Below are 19,285 nucleotides of genomic sequence, written 5' to 3'. Positions count from 1 at the left end.
GTCACTCCCCAGGCAGCTCACAGCCCGGACGGCTCACAGCCCAGACGGCTCAGTGCCCGCATGGCCTCGCGCTCGACGCGGGCGAGCTCACTCAGGACGGCGCTCGCCTGTTCGAGGCACCGCGGGTCGCCCGACTCGCCGGCCTTCGCGATCAGCGCCGCGACCTCCGTCCACAGGGTGGCCGCCTCGGCGTACAGCCGGTGGCCGGTGCGCAGGTGACCGCTGTCCAGCAGCTCGGCGCACTCGGCGAGGAAGTCGCGGTAGAGGTTGCGGAACAGGGCCCCGCCGGTGCCGGCCCGCTCCATCAGCAGGGCGGCCTGCGGGAGGTCCCGCCGGGGGTCGCCGGCCCGCTGGAGCCAGGTGCGCACCAGCTTGCCGGCCTTGTCGATGCCGCGGTGTCCCAGGTTGGCGATGGGCGGGTCGAGGAAGGCCTCGGCGCAGGCGGTGATGGCGGGGACGATCCGCTCGCGCGGCGACGGCGGGTTCTCCGGGACGGTGAGGGTGAAGGAGCGGTGCTTGGCGGTCATCGGGCCGCGCGCCGCCCTGGCCTGGGCGAGGCTGGTCAGGCTCGTGGACACCGCACCGCCCTGCTGGTCGGTGTCCACCAGGTAGGCGTCGTGGTCGTCGTAGCCGTACATGGCGACGACATGGCCGCCGAAGTGCACCTTCGACCCGAAGTATTCGAGGTGGTGGCTGTCGAGCTGCAGCCCGACGGGCCGGCCGGCGTCGATGACGGCCGCGACGTTCTCCCACGCCCTGCGGGGCGAGCCGGTCTCCTGGACGACGAGCTCCAGCCCGAGCCTGGCGGCCAGGTTCTCGGTGAGCTCGAAGGGCTTGACCCGTCCCCCGAGGAACGGGAAGTCCATGGCCTTGCTGTCCCAGTAGACGAAGGACAGACCGGAGCCGAGGCCGAAGAGCATGGGCTCGGACAGGTCCAGCCCCTGGTGCCGCAGCAGCACTCCGAGAGCCGACGTCTCGCAGTGCTGCGTACCGCGGGCGTCGACGCCCTTCACCTTCGTCATGCCCATCATGGTGAACCCTCCCACGGGGGGAGAGTCCAACCGTGCGGTGGCGGGGTCTCAGGCCGGGCCGAACCAGCGGGTGAGGGCCGCCTTCAGGGTGTCGGGGTCGTCGCCCGCCCAGGCGACGTAGCCATCGGGCCGGACGAGCAACGCGGGCGCCGGTGCGTCGCCGGCCGTCGCGGTCACGCGGCGTACACCGCGGGACCAGGGCTCCGCGACGACGGCCAGCTCGTTCGTCCCGGTGAGGTCGAGAAGCAGGGGGCGGCCGTCGCGCAGCAGCTCGGCCAGGCGCCGTGCGCGTCCGTCACCGGTGGTCAGGTCGAGGGGCGGCGCGAACCAGCCGGTGGGCGCGGCCGGGTGCTCCTCGCCCATGTCGTGGCGGACGTCGGTGCCCGCCATCAGGGCCGCGATCGCGCGGAGGTTCTCGGTGCGGCCGAGCAGTTCCGACAAGAGCAGGCGCAGCGCGGTGACGTCGCTTCCGGGCGCCATCAGAGCGGTCGCGGCCCGGGTGTGCATGAGCACGCGTTCGCCGCTCGGGCGGCGTTCGCTCTCGTAGCTGTCCAGCAGGCCTTCAGGTACCCGTCCCCGCAGGGCGGCGGCGAGCTTCCAGGCGAGGTTGGCCGCGTCCTGCAGCGCCAGGTTCAGGGTCGGCCCGTGGCTCACGTGCGCGGCGTCGCCGGCGACGAAGATCCGGCCGGCGCGGTAGCGGTCGGCGAGCCGGGAGTTGCGTCCGCGCAGGCGGCGCAGCATGGTGGGCGCGCCCTCGGGCGGCGCGGTCAGGGGCAGGCGCACACCGAGGACCCGTTCGACGCTGTCCTCCATCTCCGCCATCGTCATCGGCGCACCCGTCCCGGGGGCGTCGCCCGCGGAGTGGTCCTCCCATTCGGACGTGCTGACCAGCGGCCGCTCCGGGTCGTGCGCGAGGAGGGTGAAGACGCCCCTTTCGGTGCGGTGGAAGTGCGCCGGGATCTCGCCGAGGCCGTCGATCACGACCCGTCCCCCCGGCACGAGGCGGAAGCGGTCGCTCGGCCCGATCAGGGCCGAGCGGTCGACGACGCCGTCGTCGCTGACGCCGGGGAAGGCGATCCCCGCCTGCTTGCGGATCAGGCTGCGGGCGCCGTCGCAGCCGACGAGGTACCGGGCCGTCAGCGTCGTCCCGGTCCCGTCCGGTGCGCGTACGACGACGTCGACCCGGTCGTCGGTCTGGCTGACGGACAGCACGTCCCAGCCCCGGCGGACGTCCGCGCCGAGTTCCGCCGCCCGCTCGTGGAGCACGCGTTCGAGGTCGCGCTGGTTGACCGGCAGGAGGTGCATCGGGTTGTCCTCGCCCAGCACGTGCAGCGGCAGCGGCATCCCGCCGAAGAAGAACCCGGGCGCGGGCGCCGGCGCCCCTTGCCCCCCGCAGCGTTCGAAGAGGCCGCGGTGGTCCAGCAGCCGCACGACCTGGCCGGCGAGGCCGTGCGCCTTGTCCGCCAGGTCGGGGTCCGGCCGCCGTTCCAGCAGCAGGGGCCGGACGCCCGCGAGGCGCAGCTCGCAGGCCAGGAACAGGCCGGTGGGTCCACCGCCGACGATGACCACGTCGAACGTCACTGACCACTCCTTAAGGTACATGGATGTATCTAATGGCGGCCACCGTAGGCCGGCGCGATAAGATACGCAAGTGAATCTCAAGCGCGGTGGAGCCCGTCGACGCGGTCCCGCGCTCGAGGACGCCCTCCTCGACGCCGCGTGGGACGTGCTGATCGAGCACGGCTACCAGGGCTTCACCTACGAGGCGGTCGCCGCCCGCGCCGGCACGAGCCGCCCGGTGCTCTACCGGCGCTGGCCGCAGCGCGACGACCTGCTGGTGGCGACCCTCACCAGGTTCTGGCGGCCGATCGAGGTGCCCGACACCGGCGGCCTGCGCGACGACGCGATCGGCTTCCTGCGCGCCGCCAACGCCGAGCGCGCGCCCACGATCACGCTGCTGAACGCGCAGCTGGCCGACTACTTCCGCGACGCCGGCACCAGCTTCGGCGAGCTGCGCGACACCCTCCTCCGGCCCGCCCGGGCGACCGCCTTCGAGACGATCGTCGCCCGCGCGGTCGGGCGCGGCGAACTGCCCGACGTGCCCCGCTCGCCCCGCGTGGTGAACCTGCCGTTCGACCTGCTGCGCCACGACCTGCTCACGACGATGCGCGCGGTGCCGGACGAGTCGATCGTCGAGATCGTGGACGAGGTGTGGCTCCCGCTGCTGGGCGCGCCCGGAGACCGTCCCGACGGACAGGCGCCGCAAGCCGCCGGCTGAGCGAGGTCGGCGAGAAGCGACTCCGGCGCTTTGGTCAGGGCGCCGGAGTCGGCCGTAGCTCAGCGGAAGTCGGAGATGCGCAGCACCGCGAGCATGTCCGTCGCCCGCGAGCCGGTCGAGAAGGACGCCTCCACGCCCACCCAGCCGCGGAACGCGCCCGTGTCGTCGATGATCTGCATGAGCGGCTTGACGTGGGAGTTCCCCGTGTAGCAGAACTCGCCCCGCTCCATCGCCAGGCAGGTGCACCAGTGCCACAGCGTGTCACGCCGGTCGGTCTTGGAGATCATCGTGAGGTAGTACTGGATGGAGCTGACGTCGGCCCGCGTTCCGCCTCCGTACCGGGGGCAGCCGCCGGACTTCTGGCACGCGCCGCGCGAGGACGGCTGCAGGTAGGTCAGGCACGAGGTGGTGGCGGCGCAGGCGCGGAAGGCGGCGTGGCCGAACGGCTGGTTGCCGGAGGTGACGAGCTTGCCGCTCGCCCAGCTCGTCAGGTCCTGCCTGAGCGAGCCGGGGAACGCCTTCACCGAGCTCATCGCGCGCCGGGTGCCGACCGCGGCGTTGCTGCCGTAGCCGTACCCGTTCGTGGCGAGCGTGCTCTGCTTGAGGTCGAGGCGGGCCAGCTTGCCGTCGGAGGAGGTCCGCACGTACCACTGTTCCGTCCACGCCTGGGCGATGTTCCACCGGATGGTGAGCACGTTGCCCGCGACGGTGTACGTCCCGGTGCGGCTCTCGTTCGGGGCGCCGGTGAAGCCGCCGGCCGTCAGCACCTCGCAGCCGCGGGGCCGCGACTGCTTGCCGCCCGCCTTGGTGGTGCAGCTCGGGTCGGGGACGGTGCCGGTGCGCTGGCGGGCCGTGGGATGACGCTGCCACCACAGGTACATGGCGGCGCTGACCGTGCCGTTCCCGGCGAAGCGGTAGGTGCCGAGGCGTACCCAGTTCTGCTGGGACGCGGCCTTCAGGTGACCCTGCGAGACGACGAAGGTCGTCCTGCCGCCCGGCAGCGACGAGGCGGCGACCGCCGACACGGATGGGGTGGGCAGGAGGGTGACGGCGAGCACGAAGGACAGGATTGCCGCTGCGGTACGCATGGAGAAGCTCCGGAAGGTCTACGGGCTTGGCCGATCGTCCACCGTATTCGGCCGGGACCGGATGTGTCCGCGAAACCGCGCACAAGCCTGACGGAGCGTCTCACCGGACGCCCCGTCCCGGCGGTCAGATCCTGAAGGTTCAGAAGGACGTCGTGCGGTGACGGGCGCGGAACTCCGCCAGGAGCTCGTCGGTCACTTCCGCGCCGGCCGCCACGGCCGCGTGCACCTCGCGGAAGTACCCCTCGTACCCGGCCGGCGTGTACAGGCACAAGGCGTGGACCGGCTCGGTGCCGGCGTTGCGGAAGCCGTGCGGGGTTCCGCGCACGGCGGCCAGCAGGTTCCCGGGGCCGACCGTCACCTCGCCGTCGCCGTGGTGCAGGGTCAGGTCGCCCCGCAGGACGTAGAAGTACTCGTCGTGCCCGTGATGCACGTGCGGGCGGGCCCCGATCGTGCCCCCCTCCAGGGTGAACTCCTCGAACGCGAAGCGGCCTCCCGTGTGCTCGCCCGTCAGCCGGAAGAAGTGCGCCACTCCGGCCACGTCGATCAGCTCGCCGTCCTCGGGGCGGCGCAGCAGGGGGCGCGGCTCCGGCATCTGGTTGTCGATCATCTCAGCATTATCGGCCGACGGCGTCGGAGGGCGCCTGCCGGGCACCGCCCGGCCGGTCGCCGATGAGTTCCGGGCCCGGGAGCGGTCTCCCTTCCGGAACGACGGGAAGGAGCGGCTCCGGTGGACCTGTACAGCGTCGTGTGCGTACGTGACCGGGCGACATCGCAGAAGTGGTACGAGGCGTTCTTCGGGCGACCGGCGGACCAGATCATCGGTGAGGAGTGCCTGTGGCAGGTCGGTGAGAACGCGTGGGTGGTCATCGACGACCGGCACATGCGGGCCGCGCGGGTGGGCGGCACCATGATCACGTTCGGCGTGACCGACCTCGACGACACCCTGGCCCGGCTGGCCGCGCACGGCGTCAGGCACGAGCCCGTGGAGACGTACGGCAACGGCGTGTGCCACGTGGAGATCCTCGACCCGGACGGCAACAGCCTGTCGCTCGCGCAGGCACCCGTCCCGTAGCCGGCCCGCAGCGACGGCCGGTGAGGACGGCGGTCGTCTGCGTGCGGCGCGCCGTCCTAGGACGCTATGAGGCGTCGTGGACGACCAGGGCCAGCTGGACACGGTTGTCCAGGCCCGCCTTGGTGAGGATGCGGGAGATGTAACCCTTGACCGTGCCCACGCTCATGTGCAGCTCGCCGGCGATGGCGGCGTTGGTCTTGCCCTGCCCGACCGCGAGCGCCACCTCGCGCTCGCGCTCGCTCAGTGCCGCCAGCACCCGCCGGGCGTCGGCCCGCCGCCGGTCCTCCTCCTCGGGCATCAGATGGGCGATCAGCCGCCGGGTGACGCTCGGCGACAGGCTGGGCTCGCCGGCGGCGACGCGCCGGATCGCCTCGACGATGCCCTCCGGCGAGGTGTCCTTCAGCAGGAACCCGCCGGCTCCCGCGCGCAGCGCCCGGAACACGTGCTCGTCGGCGTCGAACGTGGTCAGGATGATGACCTGCGGCGCGTCGCGCCGGGCGCGCAGCCTGCGGGTCGCGTCGATGCCGTCGACGCCGGCCATGCGGATGTCCATCAGCACCACGTCGGGAGAGTGCTCGGCGACCGCGGCCTGCACCTGCGCGCCGTCGGCCACCGCGCCCACCACCTGGAGGGCGGGCGCGCCCTTGAGCATCAGCGTCAGCCCGGCGCGGACGAGCGGGTCGTCGTCGACGATGAGCACCCGGATCGCGGCGGACGCGTTCACGTGAGGCCCCGCGGCCCCGCCCACCGGTTCACGCGTCGGGCCGCTCACCGGCTCACTCGTCGGGCCGCTCACGTGGCCATGGTAGCCGCGCCGCCAGCCGGAACCCCCCGCCTTCGGCGTGTCCCCGCTCCAGGCGCCCGCCCGCCAGCGTGACCCGTTCCTCCAGCCCGGCCAGCCCGGCCCCGCCCCCGGTCGTGGCCAGCCCCTCCGCCTCCCGCCCGGCGGGGAGCGGGTTGCGCACCTCGACCGTCAGCTCGCCGCCGGCCGCGCCGGAGACGACGACGGTGACGGGCCGGCCGGGCGCGTGCTTGCGCGCGTTGGTCAGTCCCTCCTGCACGACGCGGTACGCGGTGCGCCGGGTCGCCTCCGGCAGGTCGGCGAAACGTACGTCCGGCTCGTGCAGCTCGATGCGCATCCCGGCCCGCCGCGACTCCTCCACCAGCGGCGCGAGCCCGGTCAGCGGAAGCTCGGCCGACGGGCTCTCGCGCAGCACGGAGATGACGCCGCGCAGCTCCTCCAGGGCCTGGTGGGCGCTGGCCCGGATGACCCCGGCGGCCTCGGCGACCTCGTCCGGCCGGGCGCCGGCGTTGAACTCCAGCGCCCCGGCGTGCACCGCCAGCAGCGACAGCCGGTGGGCGAGCACGTCGTGCATCTCGCGGGCGATGCCGAGGCGTTCGGCGCGGCGCGCCTCCTCCGCGCGCAGCCGCTGGTCGGCCTCGGCGCGGCGGGCCCGTTCGGCCAGCGAGGCCAGCAACTCCCGCCGGGTCCTGGCCAGGATGCCCCAACCGGTGATCGCCCCGCCGAACAGCACGGCGACCAGCGCCCACACCGGGTACGGCGCCAGCCCCGGCGGTCGCAGACCGAACCTGACCAGCGTCGCCGCCACCCACGCCGCTCCCACCGCGACGGCCGCGGGCGGTCGCCGGTACAGCGCCGCGCCGAGCGTGGCGATCCCCGCGGCCACCGACGCGGACGCGGCGGGGACGGACAGCGCGACGACGGCCAGCGCGGCGGCCACCGGCCACCGGCGGCACAGCCACAACCCCGCGCACGCCAGGGCCCCGCCGGCGAGGTCGGCCCACAGGTACCAGCCGGGGATCCCGGGGACCAGATCCCCCCAGATCACCGAGCCGGCCCCGGCCAGGGCGAGCACGACGCCGCCGGCGCCGGCCACCCTGTCGCGCCGCGACCACCCCGGCCCGCCGTCCACCGGCGCGCCCCATCGGCCCGTGTCCCGGCCCTTGTTCCGGCCGTGTGCGGCCCGGCCCTGTGCTGCGAACACAACCGCCGATCGTATCCGCCGGCCCTCCGCCCGGTAAGCAACCAAGGTCTCCATCGCCGCCCCCGCCATGGCAACCAAAGTCACCACCCGGCCGCGACCGAAGAGGCCACGGACCGGCCTGACGGCAGCAGCGCGCTCCACCCGCCGCGGGCGACCGTGGACGCATGGTCACCTCACCAGCACGCGGCCGGTGGGCCGCGCTCCTGCTGGCCGGGCTCACCCCGGTCGTCGCCGAGCTGACGCTCGGCAATCCGCCGCTCCGCCAGGCGTGGCTGCTGCTGCTGTGGATGCCGATCTACGGCGCCGGCACGGTGCTGATCCGCGAGCTGGTACGCCGTACCGGGCGGGGCTGGTACGCCGTCCTGCTGCTCGGGGCGGCGTACGGGATCGTGGAGGAAGGGCTGGCGCTGCAGGCGCTCACCAGCCCGACCCTCTACGGCGTGGCCGGCTGGGCGCCCAGGGTCCTCGGCCTCAACAGCGCCTACACCGAGCTGAACATCCCCTACCACGCGGTCTTCAGCGTGGCCCTGCCGATCCTGCTGGTGGACCTCGCCGTCCCGGCTCTTCGCCATCGGCCTCATCTGGGGCGGACGGGGCTGGTCATGGCGGGGGTGGTGTTCGTGCTGGGCGCCCTGCTGCTGCGGTGGACGACAGTCTTCATCGACCCGGGCTACCAGGCGCCTCCGGGGGCGCTGGCGGCGTTCGCGCTGGTGATCGCGGTGCTGGCGCTGCTCGCGCTGCGGTTCGTCCCCCGCCCGCCGGACCCGCCGGCCGCCGGGCCCCGGACGATCCCCGCGCCGCCGGTGGTCGCGTTCCTGGCCGGGGTGGTGGCGTTCGGATATCTGGCGCTGCTGTTCCCCTTCGGCGGCGCCCGGCACCCGGCCTTCACCCAAGGCGGCTGGGTGGTCGTCCCGATGGTGGCGGCGGCGCTGCTCGCGGTGGCGGCGGGGCTGCTGCTGCGCCGGTGGACGGCGCACGGCGGGTGGCGCGACCGGCACAGCCTGGCGCTGGCCGGTGGGGCGCTCGTCGCGCACACCGTGTTCGGGGTGATCGCCAACGGCGACACCAACGCGGACCGCGTGTCGCTGGCGGCGCTGGGGGTCGTCATGATCGGCCTGCTGGCCCTGCTCGCCCGGCGCACGCGGTGACCACGGCGCCGCCTTCACCCCCCGCACACATTCTAGAGCATATGCTCCGATATGAGGTATCGTGGACACCCACCCGTCCTCCCGGCGCCGACGCTGGAGTGTGCGCGTGCCGTCGTTCTCACGGGCCGGCCGCATCGACGCCGGCGCCGCCCCGACGTCCAAGGACCGGCCATGCAGCCTTACGACGCCCGAACCGCGCTCGACGACATCCGTCGCCTGCGGGACAGGACCATCGACGAATACCTCCGCCGAAGCTTCGCCTTCCCCACCACCCTCGTCACGCTGCTGCTGGTCTTTCTCGTGCTGGCATCGTTCGATCTCCCGAATCCGACCGCCATCGGCGTCCGCGTGAGCGCATGCGGCGGGCTCGCGGGAATGTCGGCCGTCATGGCCACGCTCCCGATCCGCAGGGCGTTCACCTCCGCCGACCTCGGATTCGCCGTACGGTGGGCCGCCGGCCCCCTCACGGCCCTCCTCGCCTTCCGGATCGCCGCCTGGGCACTCGACCTGCCTTTTCCCATGACCATCGCCGCCGCGGCGACGGTCGTCATCGGCATCGCGACCAGCCCTGTCCACCGCCGCGCCTACAGACGGCTCCTGGAGCGAGCCCCGCAGGCGGCGCCGGTGGATCCGTCCTTCAGTGCGTTCCTGCACGTCCCCGCTAGACTCTCGATCGTGGCGTCGCTGGACGTGGCGACCTGGATGGAAGCCGGCCTGCTGAGGGACATGGTCAGGATCAGCGACTCCGCCCTGCGCGAGGAGCTCTCCCCCTTGGTCCAGGCCGGTCATGCCGCGATACGCGAGGGTTGGGCGATGGGGAGCGGGCGCACCTACGTACAGGTCACACCGATGGGGCGGCGGGCCTTCCACGGCCATGTCGCGGCACTGGAGCGGCTGGCCCAGGCCACCTCTGGTGACGCTGCCCGACGTGGAGTCGCATGAGCTCCGCATACGCGGGGCGACCCGGCGGGCCCGGCGAGGCGGCCGGATGGCGAGCGCCCACCGCGATCGAACGCGATCTGTACGAGGCCAAGATGCGGGGCGACTGGGCCGCGTACTTCGACGTCCTCGCCACGGCGGACCTCTACCACGCGATGCCGCGCGCCACGGCCGACTCCCGTCCCGGCTGGATCAGCTACACGCCCACCTACTGGGGCCCGCACCCCGGAGCCACGTCCAAGTACCTGGTGTTCCTGACCGAGGGGATGCTGCCCGCACCGGTGGCGGACCCGGTGTTCTTCCAGGACGATCTGGGCGAACTCGCCGACAACTGGCCCCAGGACGACGAAGGGCTGGCCATCAACCCCGGCAGCCCCTGCGGAGCGTTCTTCCCCGCGACCGCCGCCCACCGGCTGACATGGCGCCGGCACGCCGACCGGATGACCTACCCGCGCCGCAACGAACTGCGCACCCTCTGGGTGGGCGGCCCCCTGCGGGGCCCGGTCGCACACGGCCTCGCCTGCGGGGCGCTGCTCTGCGTGGCCAACGCCTCGCTCTGGAACGCGATGGGCTGGCACGGCACCGGCTACGTCCGCGAGCGGCGACGCCTCAAGGAGTGGTGGGAGATCACCGACCGCGAGGGATGGCAGCGCGCTCAGCAGACGCTGCTCGACGGCCGGATGAGCAGTTCGTTCTGGGGCTTCGTCCTGGGGATACGCAGCTCGATGGCGCACGACTTCGGCGGCGTGGTCGAGGTGGACCACTGGCGCCACATGACCACCCGCGTCATCCGGGCCCGCGCCGCGCAGCCGGGCAGCGCCCCCGACGCGGTCACCGTGACGACTCCGCGCACCGACAGCGACACCGAGGCGCTGATCGCTGGAGCACAGCGGCTCATCGGCCGGATCACCCGCTATGAGGCGCGGTTCCGCGCGGACGGGCTCCTCCCCGAGGGTGGATTCGTACGGACGGTGGAGGCGTGGGACTACGGCCGGGCGTCGAAGATGGCCCGGTGGGGACTCGGCGCCCGCTACTGCGACCTGGCGGAGGCCGAGCAGGCGGTCGTCCACGCCGGACGGCTCAGCCGCATCAACTACCGTTCGTGGGAGGAGTTCTCCGCCGCGTACGTCCTGGGACGTTGCCTCCACTTCGACGAGGAGGAGTTCGGCGACTGGTACGGGGAGATGCTCAACGCTCACAGGATCCTGACCAGCGACCCGGACAGTCCGTGGCTCACCATCCCCTTCAAGTGAGCGAGCCGGCCCGCACGGCAGGTCTCGCACCCGGGCAACCCGTAAGGTGGCGCCATGGCACGCCCTCGCACTCATGACCTCGATCAACTGCTGGACGTCGCCGAGCGGCTGGTGGCCGACCACGGTCCGGAGCGCTTCACGGTGCGGGCCCTCGCGGCGGCCTCCGGGGTGTCGAACGGCGCGATCTACCACGCGTTCGGGTCGCTGCCGGTCCTGCTCGGGCGGCTGTGGCTGCGGGCGGCCAGAGAGTTCCTGGACCTCCAGGTGGAGCTCGTCGAGGCGGTGCGGGGCGACGGCCACGACGCGGCGGTGGACGCGGTGGTGGCCGCGGCCGGCGCGCCCGCGGTCTTCGCCGACCGGCGACCCGCCGCGGCCCGGATGCTCATCGCGGTGCGCCGTGACCAGCTGCTCGGCCCGGAGGTGCCGCAGGAGCTGGCCGAGGCGATGCTGTCGCTGGACAGGCAGTTGGTGGAGTTGCTGAAGCGCCTGGCGCGGGGCTTGTGGGGCCGAGCCGACGGGCCGGGCGTCGAGGTGGTGACGCTGTGCGTGGTGGATCTGCCGACGGCGGTGTTCCGCCGGGCGTTGACCCAGCCTCCTCCCGGCGGCCGTCCCGTGATCACGGCGGACAGGCGGGCACGGCTGGACGCCGCGGTCCGCGGCGTCCTCACCGTCCCGCCGCCCCCGCCGGCACCGCGCACCGACTCCTCCGGCGACGCGTGATCCCGCACGCTCAGCGCCCGCCGCGCGGGCGCCTGGCGGTCAGCAGCATCACGGCGGGCACCACGGCGAGGAGGAACGGCGAGGGCTCGAACACGGCGGCGCCGACCAGCGCCCACAGAGCCAGGCCCGCGCCGCAGTAGGCGGGCGGCACCACCCCGCGTCTCCCCAGCCCGGCGACCAGCGCGCCGACCAGCCCCAACGGCACCGCGAAACTGCCCCAGACGAGCCAGAACGCTCCCATGTTCGGGGCCGGCCGGGACAGGTCGTCCAGGTGAGGCGGGAAGTGCCACAGCTCTCCCCCGAGCCACCCCGGAACGTGGTCCGCGCTGACGAGCAACGTGATCACGAGATGCGCGCAGCCCAGGAACACCAGGATCCGGCCGGCCCACACCACGCTCTTAACGGAAACGACAGTATCGGAACTCATAGTTCCGAATCATGCGCCCATCCGCAGGCCGGGGCAACGTCAGATCGGTCACATTACGGATCCCGTCGTTCCGTATAAGCTCCATCCATGAGCCAACCGTTGGGCCGCCCCAGGGACAGCCGGGTGGACGAGGCGATCGCGACGGCCGCGAGGCAGGTGCTGGCGGAGCAGGGGTACGCACGGCTCACCGTGGACGCCGTGGCGGCCCGGGCCGGGGTGGGCAAGGCCGCGATCTACCGGCGCCACGCCACCAAACAGCAGATGATCTTCGCGGCGGTCATGCACGACCTCGACCTCGCGACTCCGCCCGACACCGGATCGCTGGCCACCGATCTGGCCGCGATCACCCGCGACATCCTGGCCGCCCTCGCCACGCCGCCCCCAGGGGTGGTGCCGGCCCTGCTGGCCGACGTGCACGCGGACCCCGCCATGGCGGCCGCCTTCGCGCGGACGTTCGTCAGGGCCGAGCGCGACTGCGTCACGGAGGTGCTGGAACGGGCGGTGGCACGCGGCGAACTGCCCCGGCTCCCCGACCCGGCGACCGTGCACGCGCTGCTGCTGGGCCCGATCTTCGCCTGGCTGTTCCTCCTCCTCGAAGATCCCGGGAAGGCGCCGGCGTTCGCCGACACGCTCGCCCGAGGCGTGGGGCACCTGCTCGGCCGCGACGGGGGCGCGTAGGTCAGCACAGGCAGCAGCGCTCGAAGCTGAAGCCCCCGTTCGACGCCTCGTCCCGGATCAGGGTGTTCGCCGCGTTGTACGGCGGCGAGATGCGTCTCGCGATCACCAGAGGCACCACGGTGGCGGCCTCCTGCCGATACAGCGCCAACGCCGCGCTCTGCACATAGCCGCCACGGACCCATAAATCATCCAGGAGCAGCACTCTCTGCCCGCGGAGCGGGCTGGTGGCGGTGAAGCCGTCCTGCTGCGCCGTCATCTCGCTCATGCCCCCCGCCGCCGGGCCAGGCTCCAGCACCGGGCTGTACAGGTCGCGCAGGATCGGGACCTTCGTCGCGATGCGTCGCACCCGGTCCCGCGCCTTGACGTCCGGCCGGCCGAGCACCGGCCTGGGCAGAGTGGTGACCAGCGTGAAGTCACCGCCGGCCAGCCGGGACAGGCACCGCGCATGCGCCCGGCAGAACCGGTCGACCACGGCGGCGAGAACCGACACCCAGTCGACGCTGTTGGGCGGCGGGCACGGTTCGTCGTAGGTCGTCACCGCCGCGTACAGCTGATCGTCCTCCTTGCAGGCCAGCGAGAGCGGGACGATCTCCGTCAGGGCCGTCACGCCGAAGGGCAGCTCCTCCGCGACAAGGCGGCAGCCGAGGCATTCGGGGAAGAACTTCTCCTCCTCCTGCGTCCTGTTCGTGATCTCGTTCGGCCCTGAGTGACAGATCCGGCAGACTCCGGGGCGCACCGCCGGAACGTTCCGGAGAATGTGGCGGTACCGCTCTGCGAGAGCGTGGTGACCGCCCATGGTCAGGAGACGTTCAGTCGAGGGGTCATGTCTACGAGATTGACCGCCCGCCGGGAGAGGTCGTCAATGTCCTGGACGACAGTCATGCCTCCCCGCCCGCCCTCCTGCGCGACCCACGGCTGTTCCTGCTGGAGCCGCTGGGACACGAGCACAGACTTGCCGGTCGCCAGAGCCTTCGCGGCATGCCCGTGGGAGGAGCCCCCGCGGTGGCCGTCGACGACGTACAGACAGTCGGCCAACCCGCAGGTCACGACGCGGGCGAGCGCGACGGTCCGCTCCGTCGGATCGACGTCGGGCCAGAACGGGGACACGACCGCGCCCCGCTCGGCTATCCGCTTGGCCACACTGGCGTGCGCGCCGGATGCCGACGACGCCGCGAGGCCACCGGCCAGAACCCCCAGCACCCGCCCGCCGGCCGCCAGAGCCGCCTCGTGGACGGCCGCGTCGAGGTCCGTGCGGAGCGGCGAGACGACGGTGAGCCCGGCGCGGGCGAGGGCGCGGGCCGCCGCGGCGGCATGGTCGAGATCGTGCTCGCCGACGACCGCGACGGCCCGGTGGTCGCCGGGCTCGGTGGCGCCGCGCACCCACAGGAACGGCTGACGGTCGTAGGCGGAGTACAGGTTGCCGGGATAGTCCCTGTCCAGCACGGTGACCAGGCGGACGCCCGCGGCGAGCATGGCCGCGATGAGGTCGCGCGCCCAGTCGAGGTCCTCGGCCCGGACGCGGGCGGCGATGGCGGCGGCGTGCGCCTGGTCATCCTCGTCGCGGCCGGCGAACGCACCGCCGAGCACGCCGAGGGCGCTGCCGGCGGCGGCGATGACGCGTGTCGTGTGGTGCCAGGGCTTGTCGTGGGTGGCTTGGGCGAGAGCCAGGACTGCGGCCTGCTCGTCGATCACGGTCATGGTCATCACCATCTCGAACCTGATTCCGATTGTGAACGTACGCGCCGGCACCGACGCGCCTGGGTCCCCTCCGCCTGCAGGACGCCCAGTTCCGCCAATCTCCTCTCCGCTCTGCGGCGATGGGTTCGCCTCAGCGTTCTGTCGCGGACCAGCGAAGCGAGGAGGTTCACGGCGCCCGGGTGGCGGACGTCGGCCAGCCACACCGCCGATGCCACGCGGGCACGGCCGTCCGCTCCGGTGTCACGGGCGAACAGGTCGAGGTCGCGGATCGCGGCATCGTGGAGATCCCGGCCACGCTCACCGTCGTACCTGTGCAACGCCGCAGCCGCCGCCACCCGGTTGAGGATGTGCAGCGTGATGTCCCCGGCCAGCAGCTCGAGGAGGTCCACTCCGCGCCTGTTCGGCAGGGGCCCCGTCGACGGAGCCATGAGCGCCAGTTGCCGGGCCGCCAGGACGCGGTGATCGCCGGTCACTTCCGTGTCGCGGGCGAGCGTCTCGAGCAGGTCTCCGGCCCGCTCACCCTCCTGACGTCCCAGCGTCCTGGCCACGTCGAAACGCACCACAGCGGGCAACGTGGTGTCGAGGGTGATCATGTCCAGCAGGCTTCTGCCGCGTTCATCACCCAGGTTCACCAGCATCCGCGCCGCGCGAATGCGACGAGAGGTGAGCTGCTTCTGCAGTTCGATGGACGGGCCCCCGCCCAGCGACTCGATCAACGTCATCTCCGCGGGCGACAGAGTGGTCGTGGCTGTCCGATGACAGCGGCGTCGCGCCAGGTCACGGATCTCCTGCGGCAAGGAGGCTCCATCGCCGGCCAGCTCGGCGACCCGGCCGACGGTGCCGTCGCGCGCGGCGAGCCTGCGGAGCACGTCGAGCAGAGCACGAGGACGACGGGGTGAAGCCAGCCACGCCGCGACGAGCATCCGGCCGTACGACGATTCGCCGCCGCCCTTCCGGAGCCGCAGGGGCCTGAGCCACCGGCTGCCGAACAGCTGGCGGAAGGCCGACTTGCTGAGGTCCGCGTCGGCCGCGACGTACCTGGCCGCGAGGAACTCGGCGATTGTCTGATGGAGGAAGTCGATCCTCGTGCCCCGCACCGTGACCAGACCGGTGGCATGCAGCAGGTCCGTGACGACCGAGTGCCAGTCCTCCCCGCGAAGGGTGTGCGGGCGCAGATCGGCGACCCGCTCAATCAGCGACTCCAGGGCGGCGGGCACGTCCTGGCGCATGTGCAGCAGGGCCAGCTCGTCGAGCGCGCCCAGCAGGCGGCCACGTAGCTGGAGGAGGAGCCCTGGGTGGCCGGCCAGCCGTTCGACTAGGGGCGAATCCATGCGGTTGTGCAGGCGGCCATCGAGGTGATCCACGAGGAGGTCGGCATAGTGCTGGTAGATGCCGTACCGGCTGGCCGGTAGCGGCGAATCGACGTTGTGCGCGTGGAGCTGGCACATGATGGTGGCCAGCAACGGGTTGGTGGCGAGCCGGTCCAGCGGAGGCCGGACGGCTTGCGCCAGCAACGTGGCGACCGCTCGTTCAGGATCGCCGACTCCGGCGGCCGTCATCCATGACCTGGCGAAATCCGGCAACTGCCGCGGGTCGAACGGCACCAGTTCGAAACGTTCGACGTGATCGGCCGGGCCGAGCTCGGACAGTTGCTCCTCGGGGAGCGGGCGGCTGGCGACGAGCAGCTCATAGCGATCCCCCGGCAGCGACGCCAGCCGCCGGAGGACGTCGATACGCTCGGCGGCGTCGGGGATCTCGTCGAGACCGTCCACCAGGATCAGCCAACGGCCGCCCGGCAGGGGCGGGCCGGCGAAGAAGGACGCGGGCGGAGGCAGGCAGTCGCGGCCCTTGATCTGGGATCGCACGGCCTGGGCGAGCTGTTCGCCTAGAACGCCCTCCCGCGTGAGGAAATGCGCGGGAACGTACACGGGTACGGAGCCCGTTCCCGCGCCCGACGTCCACTGCTCGGCGAGTGCGATCAGACTGGTGCGTAAGAAGCTGGACTTACCTGCGCCGGGGCCGCCGAGCAGCAGGACGACCCGGCCCTCCGTGGCGAGGACCTCTTCAGCGGGACGACATCGTTCCTGGTCACCGGTGCCCGGGCGGGCCGGCGTCGTGACGCGCCGCCGAACATGGACCTGCCTCAGAGGTGGCAACGGGCTGCCAGGAAGCACCCCTGGGTAAGGATGGGAGGCGGCCGCCTGCTCGACCGCGCGCAGATAGTGCCGGACCGATCGGGCGTGCTGCTCCTCGTTCACGGCGGGGGCGAGGCCGCCGGCCGCGCGACGGAGCTCAAGAGCGGCCTCCCAGAGGCCCTCGCACTTGCTCCTCTCCTGCTTCCACCAGGCGGGCGGCGGGTCCTGCCCGACCGTGATCGCCCGGTGCAGCGCTTCGACGAACGCCCACAGCGTGGGGAAATCCCGGGGCGTACGTCCCTTGGCCATCCAGTCGCCGACCGTCGAGGTGCTCAGCGACGCCGGGCGCCCACGGTTGACCTGCTCGATGACCTGCTCCCGACGGTAGCCGGGCACTTGCCGCTGCGCCTTGCTCTCCAGATCCTGCAGGTACTTGTGCAGTCCGGCAGCCACGCCACGCGTCTCCTTCCACCCGCCACGGCACCCCACCGGGTCCGGCTCATCCGGCTTCGATGCCCCCGGACAGGTCAGTGGCCTGCGGTGATACGGCCCTGCTCCGATCGGTCCGACATCCGTCGACCCCGGCCGGTTCGTGCACGTTACCTGACTCCGACCAAGCCGATCCCCCAGAAGGGAAACTCATCATGGACCCCTTGGCTGTCGCCGCCATGACCTCGACGGCTGTCGTACTGATCGTCGCGCTCGCCGCAGTGGCGATCGTCGGGCTCACGGTCCGTCGCGCGGACTCAGCGGACCTGCCACAGGTGCTCGACGGCATCGCACGGGTGATCCGTTCGATCCTCGGCAAGAAATAGCGACCTCACCGACGCGTGCGGCGATCAGCCGGGAACCGGAGCGACCGAGGCGCCCGTGTTGGTGTGGCCACGGATCTCCGTCGCCAGTGCCCTGATGTCCACGGGCCGCGTCGTGTATGCACCTGACTTCGTGTGCTCTCCGAATTCCCGCACGGTGGAGCCCGTCCACCACGACGGGTCGCAGGCCTGCCGGCCAGAAGCTTTCCAGTACGGCGCCGTGGCGAGTGTCGGCAAGGAGGGCCCACAGGGTTTCACCTGCTGCGACCCCGAGTTGCCGGCTCCATTGGCGGCTGGTGAGTCCCGCGGGTGGAGTGATGCCGAGTTGGTCTGCCAGCGTTACATCGCGGCGTGCGGCACCGGCGATTCCGCGTACGTGGTGATCAACAGGTGGAGTGGAACAACCCGCCCACGGGGATGGTCGCCGCCAGGGCGTTGTAACGCTCGACGGCGGCCGTCGTCTCCTCCACGTAGACCTCGACGCCGTTCTCCATCAAGAGGTCCAGCGTCTCGGGGCATGTCCGCAGGACCAACCGCATACCCCGGGAAAGAACGATGGCCCGGCTGCCGTTGTCGAGGAGCTCTCGGACGTCGGCAGGCTGGATGCCCGGACTGTGCCGTGTGCCGGTCTCGTTCCAGTCCCAGGGCCGTCCACCACCGGGGTAGAGCTTGAAGTCCTTGCCTTCGCCCAGGCCCTCGACCACCGTCCGGCCCCAGGAGATCTGTGTGATCAGCGGTGATCGACGGTCCATACGGCGAGACTACTTCTCACTGTGTCGCAAGCGGCGAGAGATCCGCCATCGTCCAGGCCCGCGAGCTGCGGCGCCGATCACGTTCTGCGCGAGATGACCATGATGTATTCGCAGGGGGCGTTCGTTCGGTTGGCGAAGCCGTGGTCCGCGTCGGCCTGGAAGAACAGCGAGTCGCCGGTGTTCAGGGTCTCGTTGATCCCGCCGGTCGCGACGGTGAGGGCGCCTTCGAGCACCACGACTTGCTTCTCCGTACCCGGCGGATACGCGGGCAGCAGCCCGGTGGAGACCTGCGCGGGGAGGTGATGAACGACCATCTCGGCCCCTCCCGCGCCCGGGGCCGCCGACACCATGTGCCGCTCGAAGCCGGTTTCCGGGTCACGGAAAACGGGGCGATCCTTCTTGCGCATGACGACGGCCACACCAGACGCGGCAGCAGCCGGCGCACCGATCAGGTCCGAGAGCGACGCGTCGAGCGCGTGGGCGATCCAGGACGCGACGCCGATCGTCGGGGTCTTCTCACCGCGTTCGACCTTGGACAGCATCGCCCGGCTGACCGACGACTGGGCGGACAGCTGCTCCAGCGTCAGGCCCGCCTCCTGGGTTTCTCCTGAAGAAGACAGATTCTTCTATTGGAGACTTCCATGCGTCTGATCTCGAGTGGCCGGCACCATGCCAGGTTCGAATTCGGTGATCTGGCTCGATGAGCTGCCGGCCGCCGTCCCGCTGGCCGGTGACAACTTGCGGCTGTCGGTCAACGCCTTCTTCGTCACCGACGGCACGCGGTCGGTTCTCATCGACACCGGCGCGTCCGACGTCTGGCACGACCCCACCATGGGATTGATCTACGACGCGCTCGACGAAGCGGGAGTCGACCGCGCGGATGTCACCGATGTGGCCATCACCCACCAGCACGAAGACCACGTGAGCGGCCTGATCGCCCCGGACGGTTCAGAGGCGTTCACCGAACTCGACCAGCCGCACGTGTCCTGGGAGCTCGACGGCGACCAGTCCCAGGCCCGCGCCGCGCGAGCGGCGCTCCTGGAACGACTGACCCGACCGGACCACTTCGTAGCCGGCGCCCACCTCGACTCACCCGGCATCGCCCGCGTCACCGCCTCCGGCGACGGTTATGCACTGGAGTACCTCGCACCACCGATCGGCTGATCGAGCCCGTCGGCTCCGGGCCGCGCTCGCGATGACGCGCTCGCGATGCATGCCAGGCGCACGAAGCGAACCGGCCGGGTCGGG

At 72.1% G+C, this 19,285-nt stretch carries 21 protein-coding genes; 9 read left to right on the top strand and 12 right to left on the bottom strand.

Annotated features, from left to right (window positions below; translation table 11 throughout):
- Positions 1–17: 17 nt before the first annotated feature.
- Positions 18–1,022: a BtrH N-terminal domain-containing protein gene (locus HT134_RS20750; RefSeq protein ID WP_175602058.1), complete on the bottom strand. Its 1,005-nt coding sequence runs from the start codon at positions 1,020–1,022 to the stop codon at positions 18–20.
- A 57-nt stretch (positions 1,023–1,079) separates the two neighbouring features.
- Positions 1,080–2,612 carry an FAD-dependent monooxygenase gene (locus HT134_RS20745; protein ID WP_217708118.1) on the bottom strand — a complete coding sequence of 511 codons (1,533 nt, stop codon included), beginning with the start codon at positions 2,610–2,612 and terminating at the stop codon, positions 1,080–1,082.
- Positions 2,613–2,682: 70 nt separating this feature from the next.
- Here HT134_RS20745 and HT134_RS20740 point away from each other — a divergent pair, with 70 nt between their 5' ends.
- A complete protein-coding gene (locus tag HT134_RS20740) occupies positions 2,683–3,309 on the top strand; it encodes a TetR/AcrR family transcriptional regulator (protein WP_175602056.1) in 627 nt (208 codons plus the stop codon).
- 59 nt (positions 3,310–3,368) lie between these two features.
- On the opposite strand, the gene HT134_RS20735 is transcribed toward HT134_RS20740, so the two are convergent.
- Positions 3,369–4,397: a hypothetical protein gene (locus HT134_RS20735; protein WP_175602055.1), complete on the bottom strand. Its 1,029-nt coding sequence runs from the start codon at positions 4,395–4,397 to the stop codon at positions 3,369–3,371.
- A 139-nt stretch (positions 4,398–4,536) separates the two neighbouring features.
- The gene (locus HT134_RS20730) at positions 4,537–5,004 is read right to left on the bottom strand and encodes a cupin domain-containing protein (protein ID WP_175602054.1); all 468 of its coding nucleotides are present in this window, start codon (positions 5,002–5,004) and stop codon (positions 4,537–4,539) included.
- A gap of 120 nt (positions 5,005–5,124) precedes the next feature.
- Between HT134_RS20730 and HT134_RS20725 the strand changes: the two genes are divergently transcribed.
- On the top strand, positions 5,125–5,469 hold the full coding sequence (locus tag HT134_RS20725) for a VOC family protein (RefSeq protein ID WP_175602053.1): 345 nt from the start codon (positions 5,125–5,127) through the stop codon (positions 5,467–5,469).
- A gap of 64 nt (positions 5,470–5,533) precedes the next feature.
- On the opposite strand, the gene HT134_RS20720 is transcribed toward HT134_RS20725, so the two are convergent.
- Both HT134_RS20720 and HT134_RS47060 read right to left on the bottom strand, forming a co-directional pair.
- Positions 5,534–6,193: a response regulator gene (locus HT134_RS20720; RefSeq protein WP_312888279.1), complete on the bottom strand. Its 660-nt coding sequence runs from the start codon at positions 6,191–6,193 to the stop codon at positions 5,534–5,536.
- Positions 6,194–6,245: 52 nt separating this feature from the next.
- Entirely contained in the window at positions 6,246–7,475 is a 1,230-nt protein-coding gene (locus HT134_RS47060) for a sensor histidine kinase (RefSeq protein WP_175602052.1), read from the bottom strand.
- A 164-nt stretch (positions 7,476–7,639) separates the two neighbouring features.
- Here HT134_RS47060 and HT134_RS20710 point away from each other — a divergent pair, with 164 nt between their 5' ends.
- From HT134_RS20710 to HT134_RS20695, 4 genes are all read left to right on the top strand, one after another.
- On the top strand, positions 7,640–8,623 hold the full coding sequence (locus tag HT134_RS20710) for an AF_0692 family protein (protein ID WP_175602051.1): 984 nt from the start codon (positions 7,640–7,642) through the stop codon (positions 8,621–8,623).
- Positions 8,624–8,794: 171 nt separating this feature from the next.
- Positions 8,795–9,565, top strand: coding sequence for a transcriptional regulator (locus HT134_RS45765; protein ID WP_246364710.1), 771 nt, complete (start codon positions 8,795–8,797; stop codon positions 9,563–9,565).
- Positions 9,562–10,815: a DUF1266 domain-containing protein gene (locus HT134_RS20700; protein WP_217708117.1), complete on the top strand. Its 1,254-nt coding sequence runs from the start codon at positions 9,562–9,564 to the stop codon at positions 10,813–10,815. The genes HT134_RS45765 and HT134_RS20700 overlap by 4 nt, the downstream gene beginning before the upstream one ends.
- A 54-nt stretch (positions 10,816–10,869) precedes the next feature.
- Positions 10,870–11,535: a TetR/AcrR family transcriptional regulator gene (locus HT134_RS20695; protein ID WP_175602050.1), complete on the top strand. Its 666-nt coding sequence runs from the start codon at positions 10,870–10,872 to the stop codon at positions 11,533–11,535.
- 10 nt (positions 11,536–11,545) lie between these two features.
- Here HT134_RS20695 and HT134_RS20690 read toward each other — a convergent pair whose 3' ends face one another.
- Positions 11,546–11,962 carry a DUF6463 family protein gene (locus HT134_RS20690; protein ID WP_217708116.1) on the bottom strand — a complete coding sequence of 139 codons (417 nt, stop codon included), beginning with the start codon at positions 11,960–11,962 and terminating at the stop codon, positions 11,546–11,548.
- Between the two features lie 87 nt (positions 11,963–12,049).
- Between HT134_RS20690 and HT134_RS20685 the strand changes: the two genes are divergently transcribed.
- Entirely contained in the window at positions 12,050–12,640 is a 591-nt protein-coding gene (locus tag HT134_RS20685) for a TetR/AcrR family transcriptional regulator (RefSeq protein ID WP_175602049.1), read from the top strand.
- Position 12,641: 1 nt separating this feature from the next.
- Here the strand turns inward: HT134_RS20685 and HT134_RS20680 are convergent, their stop codons facing one another.
- The 3 genes from HT134_RS20680 to HT134_RS20670 all read right to left on the bottom strand — a co-directional run bounded on the left by HT134_RS20680 (position 12,642) and on the right by HT134_RS20670 (position 16,926).
- On the bottom strand, positions 12,642–13,376 hold the full coding sequence (locus HT134_RS20680; protein WP_175602048.1) for a hypothetical protein: 735 nt from the start codon (positions 13,374–13,376) through the stop codon (positions 12,642–12,644).
- Between the two features lie 62 nt (positions 13,377–13,438).
- Positions 13,439–14,338: a DNA-processing protein DprA gene (locus HT134_RS20675; RefSeq protein ID WP_175602047.1), complete on the bottom strand. Its 900-nt coding sequence runs from the start codon at positions 14,336–14,338 to the stop codon at positions 13,439–13,441.
- 5 nt (positions 14,339–14,343) lie between these two features.
- Positions 14,344–16,926: an NACHT domain-containing protein gene (locus HT134_RS20670; RefSeq protein ID WP_175602046.1), complete on the bottom strand. Its 2,583-nt coding sequence runs from the start codon at positions 16,924–16,926 to the stop codon at positions 14,344–14,346.
- A 191-nt stretch (positions 16,927–17,117) separates the two neighbouring features.
- Here HT134_RS20670 and HT134_RS20665 point away from each other — a divergent pair, with 191 nt between their 5' ends.
- Positions 17,118–17,288 carry a hypothetical protein gene (locus HT134_RS20665; protein ID WP_175602045.1) on the top strand — a complete coding sequence of 57 codons (171 nt, stop codon included), beginning with the start codon at positions 17,118–17,120 and terminating at the stop codon, positions 17,286–17,288.
- A gap of 380 nt (positions 17,289–17,668) precedes the next feature.
- Here the strand turns inward: HT134_RS20665 and HT134_RS20660 are convergent, their stop codons facing one another.
- Both HT134_RS20660 and HT134_RS20655 read right to left on the bottom strand, forming a co-directional pair.
- Positions 17,669–18,037 carry an Mth938-like domain-containing protein gene (locus HT134_RS20660; RefSeq protein ID WP_175602044.1) on the bottom strand — a complete coding sequence of 123 codons (369 nt, stop codon included), beginning with the start codon at positions 18,035–18,037 and terminating at the stop codon, positions 17,669–17,671.
- 77 nt (positions 18,038–18,114) lie between these two features.
- A complete protein-coding gene (locus HT134_RS20655) occupies positions 18,115–18,624 on the bottom strand; it encodes a cupin domain-containing protein (protein ID WP_281387590.1) in 510 nt (169 codons plus the stop codon).
- 70 nt (positions 18,625–18,694) lie between these two features.
- Here HT134_RS20655 and HT134_RS20650 point away from each other — a divergent pair, with 70 nt between their 5' ends.
- Positions 18,695–19,201: an MBL fold metallo-hydrolase gene (locus tag HT134_RS20650; protein ID WP_217708114.1), complete on the top strand. Its 507-nt coding sequence runs from the start codon at positions 18,695–18,697 to the stop codon at positions 19,199–19,201.
- Positions 19,202–19,285 lie beyond the last annotated feature (84 nt).

Source organism: Nonomuraea rhodomycinica, from assembly GCF_013363995.1.
GTDB lineage: Bacteria > Actinomycetota > Actinomycetes > Streptosporangiales > Streptosporangiaceae > Nonomuraea > Nonomuraea rhodomycinica.
Note: the sequence above shows the minus strand (reverse complement) of the source record. Positions and strands in the feature narration are given on the sequence as shown.